This window comes from Serratia sp. BIGb0234, assembly GCF_024809915.1.
GTDB lineage: Bacteria > Pseudomonadota > Gammaproteobacteria > Enterobacterales > Enterobacteriaceae > Serratia > Serratia liquefaciens.
The window spans coordinates 1,098,877-1,113,408 of record NZ_JANUEI010000002.1; the positions used below are offsets into that span (position 1 = coordinate 1,098,877).

A 14,532-nucleotide genomic window follows, 5' to 3' on the forward strand; every position below is an offset into this window, starting at 1 on the left:
CGTCGTTAAGAACCCGCCTGTACCGCAAACAGATCCTTTCTCCTGGTCATGCAGAACAACGCCAAAGCGGCAATTAATGCGGGAATCGCCATCCAGTAGAAAAAATTCTGCAAATCACCAACCACGGTATATAGCCAAGAGCCAAGATAAGCCCCCGTGATGGAACCCACATGACCCACGCCGATCCCCCATGACACTCCGGTCGCACGTGCCGTGGTGGGATAAAGGCCAGCGCTCAAAATACTGATGTTGTTCAATGCTCCCGTGAGGGTAAAACCCACGAAAAAAACGCAAACCAATAAACGGGTAGAACTGCCGAGCTGGCTGCCGGTAACCAGCAGCGCGACCGAGGCCAATAAGGCTAAAGGAGGGAGTATTTTGGCGATACCGATACGATCGATGAGAAGTGCGGTGATGATGCCACCAATCATACCCCCCAGCGGCAGCATTGCGGCAACATGTAAGGCCATCCGAGCGTCAAAGCCGCTGCTGCGCAATACCGTGGGTAGCCAATTGCTCAACAGGTAGAACGAGAATAAGCAGCAGAAAAAGGTCAGCCAGAGTAGCAGCGTACGCTCGGTTCGCCCTTCAGAAAATAGCGCTGCCACGGGAGACAGCTGCAGGTTTTTTTCGCCGGGCTTTCTGTCCATACCGTCGGTAAAGATTACGTCCTGCCAATTCCTATGGCCGCCAATCCGCTCGACGATCCGCAGTAATTTAGCCCTCTGTTGCGGCCTGTTGGCCAGGAAACAGATCGACTCAGGGAGCATGAAATACAGTGCAGGCAGCATCACCAAAGGAGCGATACTGCCCACAAAGAGCAGGCCTCTCCAGCCCAGCACCGGCAGCAGTAAGTCGGCCACCCAGCCGCCGAGCGCCATACCCAAGGTAAAACCGGAAAAGCTCAAGGTGACCAGCAACATGCGCCAGCGAATGGGCGAATACTCTGACACCAGAGTAATGCAACCGGGCAATACGCCGCCTAGTCCCATGCCAGTCAGTAACCGCAGTGCCACAAGCACGGTAATCGATGAGGAAAAGGCATAACCCAGGGTGCCTAAAGCGACGATAACCGAGCAGATCAGCAACACCGTTTTGCGCCCATAACGGTCCGCCGCGGGGCCACAAATGAAACTGCCGAGTAACATGCCGAACAGACCTGCAGCGAAAGCCGGGCCCAACTCGGCGCGATCAATCCCCCATTCTTGAGCCAATTCAGGGGCGATATAACCCATCGCGCTGGCATCCAGACCATTAATCATCAATACAATAAAACAGAAGAGCAGCGTCATTATCTGTAAACCACCGATCGGGCTTTGATCGACAATGTCGGTGACGGATTGTTTGTTCATGGCAAAAATCCTCTTTTCTTGTTTTTGTATTACCTTGCATCATGAAAAGCACGCCACCACCGGCAGGAAGACCCGGGATTAACCGGTGAATAAAATGGCATCAACATACTGATTAGTAATGATTTACCTTCTGCCAGTTCCGGAGCTTATGCATAACCTGGTGTTTTACTGGGTAGCGCTGCAGGGGCAGGTTTTCCAGAGAGCAGGGTTTGATCGAGTATAGGGCTGTGCTGATATCAGGGAATAATCAAAAAAGGGATCTTTGGTATAACCAAAATGAATACAAGGAGGCGCGCAAAGGGAATATTTCGTGGGCGTCGGAAAAAAGAAAACCCCCGCACAGCATAGCCGCAACGGGGGTTTTTAAATCATCACTGATAGTCAGTGATTAGCGGTTCATCATTCCCACTCAATGGTAGCCGGTGGCTTACCGCTGATGTCATAAACCACACGGGAAATGCCGTTGACTTCGTTGATGATGCGGTTGGAGACGCGGCCGAGGAAATCGTACGGCAGGTGCGCCCAATGTGCGGTCATAAAGTCGATGGTTTCCACTGCGCGCAGTGAAACAACCCAGTCGTATTTACGGCCATCGCCCATCACGCCAACCGAACGCACCGGCAGGAACACGGTGAATGCCTGGCTGACTTTGTTGTAGAGATCGGCTTTGTGCAGCTCTTCGATGAAGATCGCATCGGCACGGCGCAGCAGATCGCAGTACTCTTTCTTCACTTCGCCCAGTACGCGCACGCCCAAACCTGGGCCCGGGAACGGGTGACGGTAAAGCATGTCGTACGGCAGGCCCAGTTCCAGACCGATTTTGCGCACTTCGTCTTTGAACAGCTCTTTCAGCGGCTCGACCAGGCCCAGCTTCATCTCTTTCGGCAGGCCACCCACGTTGTGGTGCGATTTGATCACGTGCGCTTTGCCGGTGGCGGAAGCGGCGGATTCGATCACGTCCGGGTAGATGGTGCCCTGCGCCAGCCATTTCACTTCAGTCTGCTTGCAGGCTTCTTCGTCGAACAGTTCAACGAACACGCGGCCGATGATCTTGCGCTTGGCTTCCGGTTCGTCAACGCCGGCTAACGCGCTCAGGAAGCGATCTTCCGCCGCCACGTGAACGATGTTCAGGCCGAAGTGGTCGCCAAACATTTCCAGCACCTGGTCTGCTTCATTCAGACGCAGCAGGCCGTTATCGACGAACACGCAGGTCAGGCGTTTACCGATGGCGCGATGCAGCAGCATTGCGGTCACGGAAGAGTCGACGCCGCCGGACAGGCCGAGGATCACGTGATCTTCGCCCACCTGCTCACGAATGCGCTCTACCGCATCTTCGATGATGGTCGCCGGGGTCCACAGGGCTTCACACTGGCAGATATCCAGCACGAAACGCTCCAGCATGCGCTGGCCCTGACGGGTGTGGGTCACTTCCGGGTGGAACTGCACGCCGTAGAAGCGTTTTTCTTCGTTGGCCATAATGGCAAACGGGCAGGTATCGGTGCTGGCAACGGTCACGAAGTCGGACGGGATAGCGGTCACTTTGTCGCCGTGGCTCATCCACACGTCGAGCAGCGGTTTACCGGTTGGGCTCAGCGCGTCTTCGATGCCGCGAACCAGTGCGCTGTCGGTGGTAATTTCCACCTGCGCGTAACCGAATTCACGCTCGTTGGAACCTTGCACATGGCCGCCCAGCTGCATTGCCATGGTCTGCATGCCGTAGCATACGCCCAGCACAGGTACACCGGCGGTGAACACGTATTCTGGCGCACGCGGGCTGTTGGTTTCGGTGGTGCTTTCCGGGCCGCCGGACAGGATGATGCCGCTCGGATTGAATTCGCGGATTTGCTCTTCGCTAACGTCCCAGGCCCACAGCTCGCAGTAAACGCCGATTTCGCGCACGCGGCGGGCGACCAGTTGGGTGTATTGCGAACCAAAGTCCAGAATCAGAATGCGATGCTTATGGATATTTTTTGTCATGTGAGGCGAATTCCAGCAACAGAGAAAAAGGAAAATCTAAAACGTTAGGACAGTTTCAGTCGGCGAGGCCAAACAGTTGGTGGTCGCCCGCAGCACAGCATGCGCAGTTGACATAAAGTCAATGAGCAATGCGAGCAGCGGACGGCGAACAAATGCGCCGGCCGCAGCCCCTGAAATTAACCCATGCGGTAGTTCGGTGACTCTTTGGTGATGGTCACGTCATGCACGTGGCTTTCCTGAATACCGGCGCCGCTGATGCGAACAAATTCAGCCTTGGTACGCAGGTCGTCGATGGTGGCGCAGCCGGTCAGGCCCATGCAAGAACGCAGGCCGCCCATTTGCTGGTGTACGATCGCTTTCAGCATGCCTTTGTAAGCCACGCGGCCTTCGATACCTTCCGGCACCAGTTTGTCGGCGGCGTTATCGGTCTGGAAGTAACGGTCGGAAGAGCCTTTGGACATCGCGCCCAGTGAACCCATACCACGGTAGGATTTGAACGAACGGCCCTGATACAGCTCGATTTCGCCCGGTGATTCTTCGGTACCCGCCAGCATGGAGCCGACCATTACGCAGGATGCGCCGGCCGCGATAGCTTTGGCGATGTCACCGGAGAAGCGAATGCCGCCGTCGGCGATGACCGGGATACCTGTCCCTTCCAGCGCTTCAACCGCATCGGCGATGGCCGTGATCTGCGGTACGCCTACGCCGGTTACGATACGAGTAGTACAGATGGAGCCAGGGCCGATACCTACTTTGACCGCGCTGACGCCAGCGTCAGCCAGCGCTTTGGCACCGGCTGCGGTAGCCACGTTGCCGCCCACGATCTGCAGATCCGGGTATTTGGCGCGCGTTTCGCGAATACGCTGCAATACGCCTTCGGAATGGCCATGCGAGGAGTCGATCAGCAGCACGTCAACGCCGGCGGCGACCAGCGCATCAACGCGCTCTTCGTTACCTGCACCTGCACCCACCGCTGCGCCAACGCGCAGACGGCCATGCTCGTCTTTACAGGCGTTTGGCTTGCGTTCCGCTTTCTGGAAGTCTTTTACGGTGATCATGCCCAGCAGGTGGAAGCTGTCGTCCACTACCAGCGCTTTCTCAACGCGTTTTTCGTGCATTTTCTGCAGCACGACTTCACGCGCTTCGCCTTCTTTCACCGTAACCAGACGCTCTTTCGGCGTCATCACGGCGGTAACAGGCTGGTTCAGATCGGTGACGAAGCGGACGTCGCGGCCGGTAATGATACCGACCAGTTCGTTCTCTTCGGTGACGACAGGGTAACCGGCGAAGCCGTTACGTGCGGTCAGCTCTTTCACTTCTTTCAGGGTAGTGGCAGGGGTTACGGCTTGTGGATCGGTTACCACGCCGCTTTCATGTTTTTTCACGCGGCGGACTTCTTCTGCCTGACGCTCGATAGACATGTTTTTGTGAATGAAGCCCAGACCGCCTTCCTGCGCCAGCGCGATGGCCAGGCCGGATTCGGTAACGGTATCCATGGCTGCGGACAGCATAGGGATATTCAGGCGGATATTTTTGGTCAGTTGGGTGCCGAGCTCAGCGGTATTAGGCAGAACCGTAGAGTGAGCTGGAACCAGGAGAACGTCGTCAAACGTTAGTGCTTCTTTCGCGATACGTAGCATGGGCAATATCTCACCAGAGTGGGCTGTGAAAAAGATAAAATATTGCCGCGGCATTATACAGAGCGTAATCGGTTGCCTCCAGCACTTTCTCACAAAAACTCTTGATTACCTTTTTCAGCCATGTAGTATCGACCAATTAAGTGCTTGTTTTGAAATTTGATCTGGGTCACATGTCGATACCTGTTTCGCCTTCCATTTTTACCGTAAGCCGCCTGAATCAGACGGTTCGACAGCTGCTGGAAATGGAAATGGGCCAGATTTGGCTCTCCGCCGAGATCTCCAACTTCTCCCAGCCGTCTTCCGGTCATTGGTATTTCACGCTGAAAGACGACCGCGCGCAGGTGCGTTGCGCGATGTTCCGCAACACTAACCGTCGTACTACCTTCCGCCCGCAAAATGGCCAACAGGTGCTGGTGCGTGCCAGCATCACGCTGTATGAGCCGCGCGGCGACTATCAGCTGATCGCCGAAAGCATGCAGCCCGCCGGCGACGGCCTGTTGCAACAGCAGTTCGATCAGTTAAAACAGCGACTGAGCGCCGAAGGCCTTTTCGACCAACAGTTCAAACAGCCGCTGCCCAGCCCGGCCAAACGCGTCGGGGTGATTACCTCCGCCAGCGGCGCGGCGCTGCACGATGTGCTGCAGGTGCTGCAACGGCGCGATCCTTCGTTGCCCATCGTTATCTACCCTACTTCGGTGCAGGGCGCGGAAGCCCCCCTGCAGATTGTACGTGCCATCGAAACGGCCAACCGCCGTGACGAGTGCGACGTGCTGATCGTCGGCCGTGGCGGGGGTTCACTGGAAGACCTGTGGAGCTTTAACGACGAACGCGTTGCGCGGGCGATTTTCGCCAGCCGCATTCCGATTGTCAGCGCCGTCGGCCACGAAACCGACGTCACCATTGCCGACTTTGTCGCCGATCTGCGTGCGCCAACCCCTTCTGCCGCTGCCGAACTGGTCAGTCGCAATCAGTTGGAACTGCTGCGTCAGTTGCAATCACAGCAACAGCGGATGGAAATGGCGATGGACTACTACCTGGCGCAGCGCCAGCAGCAGTTCACCCGCATCAACCACCGTTTGCAGCAGCAGCACCCGCACCTGCGTCTGGCGCGCCAACAAACGCTGTTGTTCAAACTGCAACGTCGGTTGGAAGACGGCATGCAAAACCAACTGCGTCTGTCTTCGCGTCGCAGCGAGCGGGTTCAGCAACGGCTGGCGCAGATGCAACCGCAGGCGCGTATTCACCGCTACCAACAACGCGTGCAGCAACAGGAATACCGTTTGCAGCAGGCGTGGGATCGCCAGCTTAACGGCCTGCGCCAGCGCTTCGGCGTCGCCTGCAGCCAACTCGAGGCCGTCAGCCCGCTGGCGACGCTGGCCCGCGGCTACAGCGTGACGCAAACCCCGCGCGGCGAACTGCTGAAAACCACTAAGCAGGCTCAGGTTGGCGAACTGCTGAAAACCCGCCTGCAGGATGGCTGGGTGGAAAGCGAGGTGAAAACCATCACCGTGGCCAAGAAGCCGCGCAAAAAACGCGCGGCCGAATAATCCCGTCATACTTGAAGCCGCATCTGTGTTGGCTTCACCCGCTCACCCGAATCACTTACCTGAGTAAGCTCGTCGGGATGAGCGTTCTTGCCGCCTTGATGCCACTCCAATTATTTAGGGTATAACTTTTACTACTCCAGCGTAAAACGGCTGCGCGGCACGCCGTTAATCCACAGTTCTCGCGTCTCTCCAGTTGGCAAACTGCAGGCCAAAGTCTGCCACGCCGGTTTGAACCGGCCTTCGGCAGTGATGTTCAGCATGATGCGTTGAGTGTCGCTGAGCATCTCCCAGCGCAGCCACAGCGCATCGCCCTGCTGCCAGCCATAACTTTCCCCGTCATCTTCGAATAACAGCCCAGAAGCGCTGCCACAGCCTTTGAGCGGATACAGCTTCAGCTCGCGCCGATCGTCCGCCGTCACGTCAACATGCGCCAATCGCGACGACAAAGGTATCGCGGCACCGGCACGTACCAGCAGCGGCAAGCGCTCCAGCGGTGCTTCCAGCAGCACCTCCTGGCCGCCGCTGAACCATTGGCCGCTGTAGAAGCAGTACCAGCCGTCGCCGTTATCCGGCAGATACACCGGCCGCTGACGCTGCCCCGGCTCCACCACGCTGGCCACCAGCAGATTGCGCCCCATCATAAAATCATCGGTTTCGTTCAACGTGCGCTCATCATGCTCGTGGTCGAGGAAGGTCGGGCGCAGCATCGGTTCGTCGTCGACGCAGGCCTGCCACAGCAAGGTGTAGAAATACGGCATCAGCCGATAACGCAAAGCAATCGCCTCGCGCACTGCCGGCGTCACCGCAGGGTACATCCAGGGTTCGTTAACCGTGGCGTCGTCGTTCCAGGAGTGGATGGTGAAACGCGGATGCATCACGCCATTTTGCACCCAACGCACCAGCAGTTCGGCGTCCGGCCTGTCGCCGGAGAAACCACCCACGTCATGCCCGAGGTTGTACAAACCGGACAGGCTCATGCCCAGCCCCATGCGAATGTTGTAACGCAGGGTTTGCCAACTGGTACGGTTATCGCCGCTCCAGGTCTGCACATAACGTTGCATACCGGCACAGCCGGAGCGTGAAATCAGGTACGGCCGCAGCTCAGGGGCAAAGCGCTGCTGCGCCTCCATCGAGGCGCGCATCATCAGCAACGGCATCACCGGACGAATATGTTTGATGGCGATCGGCTGACCAAAACCGTGGCAACGCGCCTCGCCGTCCCACACTTCATATTCGTTATTGTCATTCCAGGTGGAATCGATGCCCATCTCCAGCAGTTGCTGAGTCACGCCCTGCTGCCACCAGTGCACTGCCGCCGGGTTGGTGAAGTCCAGATGTGAGCCTTCGTCGTCCCAAAAGCTGGAGCGCTCCGGCCTATCGCTTTCTGAATCGCGGATAAACAGCCCTAACTGCGCCGCCTGTTGATACTGCGGATGATCCTGCAACAAGCACGGCTTGATGTTGGCCGCCAATTTCAATCCGGCATCGTGGAAAGCCTGACTCAGCTGCTTGGGTTGCGGCACCTTGTCGTAGTTCCAGTTGAACACGTAACGCTTGTTGCCGATCGAGGTATAACCCGAGGACAGCTGGAAGGAGTCACAGGGAATGTCATGTTGGTGACAAAGCTCAATAAACTGCCGTAGCTGCTGTTGAGCATCCGGCGCGTCGGTGTAATGCATGGTGGATCCGCTGTAGCCCAGGCTCCATTTTGGCCCGAAGTGTGTCTTGCCGGTCAGGCGCACAAACGCCTTGGTGACATCCAGCACCTTTGGCCCGAGGAACAGGTAATAATCCAAATCCCCCGCCTCGGCCTGATAGCGGCGATAGGCCAGGTGGTAATTGTCGATCTCGTTACCCAAATCCAGCCAGCAACTGCTCAGGTTGTCGTAAAACAGCCCAAAGCTGGCCTCTTCTCCACGGGTGATGGTGAAAGGAATGTGCTTGTACAACGGGTCAGTGCTGGCGGCGTTGTAACCCATGGCATCCAGATTGCGCATTTCAAAACGGCGGCCGCTGCGTTCCAGATCACCGGCCTTCTCGCCTAGTCCATAATAGCGCTCGGCGGCATGGCGACGTTGATAATGGGCCACGCCGTCACCGTGCGGGTTAAGCAAATAGGCGCTGGTGGGCCGATCGGCTGCCAGCGGACGCCATTCACCGGCGGCGTTACAGTGTTCCCATTCCAGCCACAGCGGCTGATGCACGGTCACGCGCAGCGTAGAGGTGGTCAGCACCAACCGATCCTCATGCTGCTGCAAGTGGTAACCCGGCAGGCTGAAACCGGCGACGCTCAGCCGGTCGCGCCCTTCCCAGGGCACGTCGGTCTGTGGCGCAATGCTCCAGGTGCGGTCCAGCGCCAGCTCTCCGCTGCGCTTGATCAACACGCGACACAGGTGGTTTTCCAACACGTACAGGCAAAACAGATGGCGTTCATCGACCAACAGTTCAATACGATCGGCATACTGTCCTGCCAGCGTCCAGTTTTTTAAGGTTTTCATAGGCATCCAACTTAACTATTGAGTGTTTTTTTACCGCCGCGTTCGGCGATCAAAGCAATCAGGAACAGGGCACCGATCAGGTCGAAGAAGCCCATGGCGATGAATAAGGGGTTAAAACCGACGGTGTCGGAGACCGCACCGATCAGCAACGTAAACAGGAAGCTGGCGATCCAGGCGCTGGAGCCGCGCATGCCGTTGACGGTCGCCATTTGGTTTTTATCGAACGACTCCACCACCAGCGCGCTGAGCATGCAGGAGATCACCTGGTGCCCGAAGCCACCGATCGAGATCAGGGCGATCGCCACGTAGGGATCTTTGGTGATCGCCACAAACGCCAGCGAAACCATCATAAAGGCGCCCGTCACCGAGCTGGCAACCACCGAGTTGACGCGGCTGCAGCCGAACCATTTGCGGTACAGGGTGGTGAGATAGCCGCTGGCGACGCTGCCGATGTCCGCCGCCAAAAACGGCAGCCAGGCAAACATGGCGATGTGCTTTAAGTCCATGCCGCGCTCGGTGGCCAGGTACAGCGGTACCCAGAAACTGAACACCGCCCAGGCCGGTTCGGCGAGAAAGGCCGGAATGGCGATGCCATAGAACTTTTTGTTGCGGCACAAAATCGCCAGCGACTTGAGAAACGGCAATCTGGGCAGTTCCGGTTCATTGTCTTCGCGGATCAGATCCAGTTCCTGCTGGCTCAGATTGGGGTGCTGCTGCGGCGAGTGATAGAACAACCACCACAACACTACCCAGATCAACGCCAGCGCGCCGGAGAACAAAAAAGCGCCCTGCCAGCCAAAGGAAACGTGGGCAATCACGATAATTGGCGGAGCCAGCATGGCGCCAATAGAGAAACCGACGCCCGCCCAACCGGCGGCGATCGGCCGCTCCTTTTTAGGGAACCAGTCGGAAATCGCCTTGGCGTTGGCCGGCGTGGCCGCCGCTTCCGCCCCGCCCATAAAGAACCGCAGGATAGCCAGTTGAACCCAACTGCCCGCGCCGGCATGCAGCATGCAAACAACCGCCCAGATACTGGCGCAGATCAGAAAGCCCATCTTCAGGCCAATCACGTCGATCAGCCAGCCGCAGATCGGCTGAAATACCGTATAGGCCAGTTGGAACGACGCCACCACCCAGGAGTACTGCTCGGTGGTCATGTTGAGGCTGGTTTTCAGTTCAGGTGCCAGAATGCCCAACGAATTACGGGTGATGTAGTTGACCGTTACGCCCAGTAAAAACAGCGCCAACATCCACCAGCGCAGCGATTTGAACTTGCGCCGGCCGGTATCGGCGACCCTTTGATTAATTTCAACACTCATCTGTCTTCTCTCCACGACGGCTGCCCGGTGCAACAGCGCGCCTTTTGGTAGGGTACGTTTTGGTATCGAAGGTATGGGCCGTGGAAAACTGCGGTATGTCTGACAAAGACCAACGCATCACGATCACAACCACATGATTTATTTTCGTTTTATTTATAATTCAGTCCATTAATTGGACTGATAAATCTATAAAGTTGACATACCAATTCAGACTAACCAGCCGGAAGCGTGAGCGAAACGAGGTTTTTTGCAAAAATTCTCATGCATAGAATAAAAGCTCGCCATAATGGCGACAGAAGCCTGACAGTACGCTGAAAAAACACCGTGAAAATATTTTCATTACCGAATTTGAAGGAGATCACAGAATGAACGGAAAGCTGAAAATACAGGAAATTGCCCGGCAAACCGGGCTGTCGATCAGCACCGTTTCACGTGTATTAGCCGGTAAGTCCAATACCAGCGTCGAAGCTCGACAAAAGGTGTTGGCCTGCGCTCAACAGAACGGCATTCTGCAGGGCATTTCCAGCGGCAGGCTGATGCTCAATAACGTGATGGTCTTCGCCCCCCAGCGCGCTTTTGATGTGCGCACCGATATCTTCTACTACAAGGTGATCCAGGGGATCTCCGCCGCATTAGCTGAGCATGAAGTTCGGATCCGCTATTGTGGGCTGGAAGAACTGCACAGCGACGGCGCGTTGTTTCTGGAAAAAATGAGCGATCCGCAAACTCAGGCGGCGCTGATTATCGGCATCGACGACGAACACATTCACCAGTTGGCCGCCGACCTGAATAAACCCTGCGTACTGATTAACTGCACCGACCGCCAGATGCGGCTCGACAGCGTGTCACCCGATCACCAACTGATTGGCGAGTTCTCCGCCAACTATCTGATGCAACAAGGGCACAGCCATATTTTGAATCTGCAATGCCTGCGCCGCCACACCATGGAACTGCGGCTGGCGGGTATTAAACAAGCCTATGCGCGGCACAATATCGCCTTTGACGACGGCCGCCATCTGGTGACTACTTCCGGCTTCGGCAGCGAAGAGGCCGAACAGGCGCTTACCACCTTTATCAACCGGGTGAGCCACCGCTCGCAGCTGCCAACGGCCATTCTTGCCGGTGGCGACTACATGGCGGTCGGCGCGGTCAAAGCACTGAATAAACTGCAGCTGAGCGTGCCGGGCGATATCTCGGTGATGAGCACCGACGGCTTCAATCTGGCGGAAATTCACGACGTGCCGCTCACCTCGGTGCAGGTACCGCGCGACGAGCTGGGTTATGAGGCGATCCAACTGCTGCAACGCCGCATGCTGCGCGCCGATGCACCGCCTTGTAACCTGCTGCTGCACGGCAAACTGGCGGTACGCGCCTCGGTCAAACGCATCAGTCCCCATAAAACCAGCCCGGCGGTCAGCACCCATGACCACCGCCTTTACGATGTCTGAACTACACTTAGTGGCAGAATATTTATAAATACCCGATAGCTTGAAAGATGAGGGCTAAATTTTTTGCCTAAGGAGAGCCACTATGCCGACCCTGACAGCACGTTCAGTCATTCCCCCTTATATGCTGCGCCGAATCATTGAACATGGCAGCCTACCGCAGCGCGACTGCGCATTGCACACCCTGAACCACGTCCAGAGCCTGCTCGGTAACAAGCCGTTGCGTGCGCCCGGCGCGAAAACCGCCAGCGCCGGCCAGGTTATTCGCGATATTTACGACGCCGAAAACGGTACCCAACTGCCCGGAAAACAGGTGCGTAATGAGGGCCAACCCAGTAACCACGACGTCGCAGTAGATGAAGCTTACGACTACCTCGGCGTGACCTACGATTTCTTCTGGCAGGCATTCAAACGTAATTCTCTGGACAATCGCGGTCTGCCGCTGACCGGCAGCGTACATTACGGCAAGGAATACCAAAACGCCTTTTGGAACGGCCAGCAGATGGTCTTCGGCGACGGTGACGGCGAAATATTTAACCGTTTTACCATCGCCATCGACGTGGTTGGCCATGAACTGGCGCATGGCGTTACCGAAAGCGAAGCAGGGTTAATTTACTTCCAGCAGGCTGGTGCGCTGAATGAGTCGCTGTCCGACGTGTTTGGTTCTCTGGTTAAACAATTCCACCTCAAACAGACCGCGGATAAAGCCGACTGGCTGATTGGCGAGGGACTGCTGGCGAAAGGCATCAACGGCAAGGGCCTGCGTTCCATGTCGGCCCCCGGTACGGCTTACGACGATCCGCTGCTGGGGAAAGACCCGCAACCGGCCAGCATGAAGGACTATATTCAGACCAAAGAGGATAACGGCGGCGTACACCTTAACTCCGGCATTCCCAACCGCGCTTTCTATCTGGCAGCTAAAGCACTGGGGGGTTTTGCCTGGGAAAAAGCGGGCTATATTTGGTACGACACGCTTTGCGACAAGACGCTGCCGCAGGACGCCGACTTCGCTACCTTTGCCCGCACTACGGTAAAACATGCGCAACAACGTTTCGACGGTGACGTGGCGGATAAGGTGCAGCAGGCCTGGCATCAGGTGGGGGTGGAATAATGAAACCCTTGCCGACGCTCAATCAGGACACGGTCATTGAGCTGGCACGTGAAGGCGGCTTCGCCTTTATTCCCAAACTGGCTGGCCAGCGGCGCATTGCGCTGGCCGATATTACGCCGGAACAGCGGCAACGTCTGAATCAACTGTTGAACCAGACGCTGCCCTACGCGCAAGAGGAGGGGCAGCCAGGTTCTCCCGGCTGCGGCGACCAGCGCTACTTCCGCGTGCAAATCAGCTATTACAGCCAAACATTGAGTAGTGAAATCGTGCTGCTGATACCGGAAACCAGCGCCCCGCAGGCATTGATCGACCTTTGGAAAACCGGTCAGGTCGATGAGTGAACCGTTCTAAAGTGAGGGACGCAACGGCGAGTTAATCGGGGCGAATCTATTCGCCCTCTACCCAAGGTGTATAGCTGAACAACACGCGCTTTTTCGATATCAGCCCATGACCGTTTTGGCACAGATAATCTACCGCACCGCAGGCCTTCAATTCTTGCAGCGGCTGCCGGCATTCCGGACACTCGGCCAACTGACGATAATCGCGGTGACAGGCTTCGCAATGATAGTGACCCTTCACCCACTGCATTGCCTGGTGACATTGCGGACATAGCGCTTCCATAGACTCTCCCTAGTTAAATTACGCCCCATGAGCGTAAGAAATAGATCCCCAGCGCGGTGGTGAAAAACGACCCGACGGTGGTGATGGCGATAATGTTCGCCGCCAGCGTGGCATTGCCGCCCATGGCGCGCGTCATGACATAACTGCCGGAGGCGGTTGGCGTGGCCGAGAACAGGAAGATAATCCCCAATGCCGCGCCCTGGAAACCGCATAGCCAGCCACCCAACGTCATCAATATCGGCACCAGAAACAGTTTGGCGCTGGAGGACAGCGCCGCCACATTAGACGAGCGGAACATGGCGCGCAAATCCAGGCTGGCACCGGTGCACAGCAGCGCCAGTGGCAACGACAACCCTGAGATATAGCTGCCGGTTTGCCGGATAACCTGTGGGATTTCCAGCCCGGTCTGGGCGAACAGCAACCCACATACCAGGCCGATAATCAGCGGGTTAGTGACGATACTGCGCAACAGCGACAGCCGGCTGATCTTCTTACCCTCTCCACCCTGCAGGCTGCGGGTCAGGGTCACCACCGACAGTACGTTAAACAGGATCACCGTGACCGTCAGGTATAACGACCCCAGCGCAACCCCTTCGCTGCCATAAGCGGTCATGGCATAAGCCAGGCCGACGATAGCGGTATTGGCACGAAAGCCTCCCTGAACAAAGACGCCGCGCTCACGCGGTTCTTTCACCAGCCAGACGGCGGCTATCTCCAGCAACAGGAAAGTGGCGACGGTGCCGACCGCACCGTAGATCACCAGCGACAGGTTACCCAGCAGTTGCGGATGATTGGTGGCAATGCTGAAGAACAGCAAGCAAGGCAGCGCCAGATTGAACACCAACCGCGTGGCGCCATCAATAAAGCGGTCGTCCATCATCCGCCAGTGGCGTAGCAGCACGCCCAGCAACATCATTAACAGATTGGGTACGGTGACGCTGAACGCAAAACTCCAGGTTTCCCAGGACATGGTGTTCCTTCAGGCTGACGGCGGTAATCTTCAGATAATAAAACGATTTTGG

The 14,532-nt window shown here is 56.8% G+C and carries 11 protein-coding genes; 4 read left to right on the plus strand and 7 right to left on the minus strand.

The features are described from left to right. Window positions 1-5 precede the first annotated feature (5 nt). The 3 genes from M2407_RS12140 to guaB form a co-directional block, all read right to left on the minus strand. Window positions 6-1,352 (minus strand): MFS transporter, encoded by a 1,347-nt coding sequence (locus tag M2407_RS12140; protein WP_259218259.1) that lies wholly within the window; start codon window positions 1,350-1,352, stop codon window positions 6-8. 399 nt (window positions 1,353-1,751) lie between these two features. Beyond that, complete coding sequence (gene guaA, locus M2407_RS12145) at window positions 1,752-3,329, minus strand: glutamine-hydrolyzing GMP synthase (protein ID WP_020828137.1); 1,578 nt, start codon at window positions 3,327-3,329, stop codon at window positions 1,752-1,754. Window positions 3,330-3,505: 176 nt separating this feature from the next. Continuing rightward, on the minus strand, window positions 3,506-4,969 hold the full coding sequence (gene guaB, locus M2407_RS12150; RefSeq protein ID WP_020828138.1) for an IMP dehydrogenase: 1,464 nt from the start codon (window positions 4,967-4,969) through the stop codon (window positions 3,506-3,508). A gap of 170 nt (window positions 4,970-5,139) precedes the next feature. Between guaB and xseA the strand changes: the two genes are divergently transcribed. Beyond that, entirely contained in the window at window positions 5,140-6,516 is a 1,377-nt protein-coding gene (xseA, locus tag M2407_RS12155; protein ID WP_259218263.1) for an exodeoxyribonuclease VII large subunit, read from the plus strand. 131 nt (window positions 6,517-6,647) lie between these two features. On the opposite strand, the gene M2407_RS12160 is transcribed toward xseA, so the two are convergent. Continuing rightward, the gene (locus M2407_RS12160) at window positions 6,648-9,014 is read right to left on the minus strand and encodes a glycoside hydrolase family 31 protein (RefSeq protein WP_259218264.1); all 2,367 of its coding nucleotides are present in this window, start codon (window positions 9,012-9,014) and stop codon (window positions 6,648-6,650) included. An 11-nt stretch (window positions 9,015-9,025) separates the two neighbouring features. Further along, window positions 9,026-10,333 (minus strand): MFS transporter, encoded by a 1,308-nt coding sequence (locus tag M2407_RS12165; RefSeq protein ID WP_020828141.1) that lies wholly within the window; start codon window positions 10,331-10,333, stop codon window positions 9,026-9,028. 365 nt (window positions 10,334-10,698) lie between these two features. Between M2407_RS12165 and M2407_RS12170 the strand changes: the two genes are divergently transcribed. From M2407_RS12170 to M2407_RS12180, 3 genes are all read left to right on the plus strand, one after another. Then, complete coding sequence (locus M2407_RS12170) at window positions 10,699-11,781, plus strand: LacI family DNA-binding transcriptional regulator (RefSeq protein WP_020828142.1); 1,083 nt, start codon at window positions 10,699-10,701, stop codon at window positions 11,779-11,781. An 82-nt stretch (window positions 11,782-11,863) separates the two neighbouring features. After that, a complete protein-coding gene (locus M2407_RS12175) occupies window positions 11,864-12,889 on the plus strand; it encodes a M4 family metallopeptidase (protein ID WP_115058262.1) in 1,026 nt (341 codons plus the stop codon). Beyond that, window positions 12,889-13,230 (plus strand): protealysin inhibitor emfourin, encoded by a 342-nt coding sequence (locus M2407_RS12180; RefSeq protein WP_046372907.1) that lies wholly within the window; start codon window positions 12,889-12,891, stop codon window positions 13,228-13,230. Before M2407_RS12175 ends, M2407_RS12180 begins: the two co-directional genes overlap by 1 nt. 46 nt (window positions 13,231-13,276) lie before the next feature. Here M2407_RS12180 and M2407_RS12185 read toward each other — a convergent pair whose 3' ends face one another. Both M2407_RS12185 and M2407_RS12190 read right to left on the minus strand, forming a co-directional pair. Continuing rightward, complete coding sequence (locus M2407_RS12185; protein ID WP_128865081.1) at window positions 13,277-13,510, minus strand: zinc ribbon domain-containing protein; 234 nt, start codon at window positions 13,508-13,510, stop codon at window positions 13,277-13,279. Window positions 13,511-13,523: 13 nt separating this feature from the next. Continuing rightward, complete coding sequence (locus M2407_RS12190; protein ID WP_020828147.1) at window positions 13,524-14,480, minus strand: AEC family transporter; 957 nt, start codon at window positions 14,478-14,480, stop codon at window positions 13,524-13,526. Between the last annotated feature and the right edge of the window lie 52 nt (window positions 14,481-14,532).

Coding starts and splice junctions, on each gene's coding strand:
- M2407_RS12185 (WP_128865081.1), bottom strand. CDS start 13,510: ATGGAAGCGCTATGTCCGCAATGTCACCAGGCAATGCAGTGGGTGAAG.
- M2407_RS12190 (WP_020828147.1), bottom strand. CDS start 14,480: ATGTCCTGGGAAACCTGGAGTTTTGCGTTCAGCGTCACCGTACCCAAT.
- guaA (WP_020828137.1), bottom strand. CDS start 3,329: ATGACAAAAAATATCCATAAGCATCGCATTCTGATTCTGGACTTTGGT.
- xseA (WP_259218263.1), top strand. CDS start 5,140: ATGTCGATACCTGTTTCGCCTTCCATTTTTACCGTAAGCCGCCTGAAT.
- M2407_RS12165 (WP_020828141.1), bottom strand. CDS start 10,333: ATGAGTGTTGAAATTAATCAAAGGGTCGCCGATACCGGCCGGCGCAAG.
- M2407_RS12175 (WP_115058262.1), top strand. CDS start 11,864: ATGCCGACCCTGACAGCACGTTCAGTCATTCCCCCTTATATGCTGCGC.
- M2407_RS12180 (WP_046372907.1), top strand. CDS start 12,889: ATGAAACCCTTGCCGACGCTCAATCAGGACACGGTCATTGAGCTGGCA.
- guaB (WP_020828138.1), bottom strand. CDS start 4,969: ATGCTACGTATCGCGAAAGAAGCACTAACGTTTGACGACGTTCTCCTG.
- M2407_RS12170 (WP_020828142.1), top strand. CDS start 10,699: ATGAACGGAAAGCTGAAAATACAGGAAATTGCCCGGCAAACCGGGCTG.
- M2407_RS12140 (WP_259218259.1), bottom strand. CDS start 1,352: ATGAACAAACAATCCGTCACCGACATTGTCGATCAAAGCCCGATCGGT.
- M2407_RS12160 (WP_259218264.1), bottom strand. CDS start 9,014: ATGAAAACCTTAAAAAACTGGACGCTGGCAGGACAGTATGCCGATCGT.